The organism is Pseudomonas oleovorans subsp. oleovorans, assembly GCF_002197815.1.
Lineage (GTDB): Bacteria > Pseudomonadota > Gammaproteobacteria > Pseudomonadales > Pseudomonadaceae > Aquipseudomonas > Aquipseudomonas oleovorans.
This window is the reverse complement of sequence record NZ_NIUB01000100.1, coordinates 1-698: the sequence shown is the minus strand read 5'-3', so window position 1 is coordinate 698 and position 698 is coordinate 1. Positions and strand designations below refer to the sequence as shown.

Below are 698 nucleotides of genomic sequence, written 5' to 3'. Positions count from 1 at the left end.
CCGGGTTTCGGTATCCAGACCCGCCGTAGCGGTTTGGGCCGATAACCCCGTTGTTTCGACAGACTTCCCACAGCACGGAGCTTGGCCTGGGGCGATCCCCAGGTTTCTCCATCGACGCCCGGAGTCTTACGACCCCGGTTCTCCGTGACTCGTCGTACAGCCAAACAGCGGCCGTAAAACGAATAGGTCAGCATCCGTTGCAGGCGTTTAACCCTGCGCCAGTTACCTTCCTGTGTTGCCTGCGCAATCTTTAGCTGCGTTTTCCGAACGGCTTGCTGAATGGTGGCCCAATCAAGATCGTGCCAATTCATCACTCCGCCGGAGGGCGCAGACGCGACCGGTGTTGCTGGTTGCGTTTTCATACAGTCCTCCTGAGATGAACGACATTCAGGACGGACTACTCCCCTATGGGCAGTAGTCGCCCATAGGGTCGTTTGGTTATCGCTGGAATCAGCGGCTCTTCTTGCGCTCGTAAACCAGATGCACGTCAGCCAGGGTTGCCCCTGCCGGTGATGTTTCAACCGGTATGCTACCCATTACAGGCAGCCATTCGCTTCTTGCATCCTCCCATTCCCCACACCCATCAGCGCCCCTTGCGGTTTGCCTGCCTGACCATGCTGCTGGTCAGGCGAGTGGTCGGGATTGCCACGTTCCCCGAGTCGCATCTATTCCCCGTTTAGGCTTCGTCTTTCCCCCGG

At 58.3% G+C, this 698-nt stretch carries 1 protein-coding gene; it reads right to left on the bottom strand.

The features are described from left to right. Positions 1 to 362: reverse transcriptase N-terminal domain-containing protein (locus tag PSOLE_RS23435; RefSeq protein ID WP_211281489.1), on the bottom strand; the 362-nt coding region annotated here is incomplete at its 3' end. Between the last annotated feature and the right edge of the window lie 336 nt (positions 363 to 698).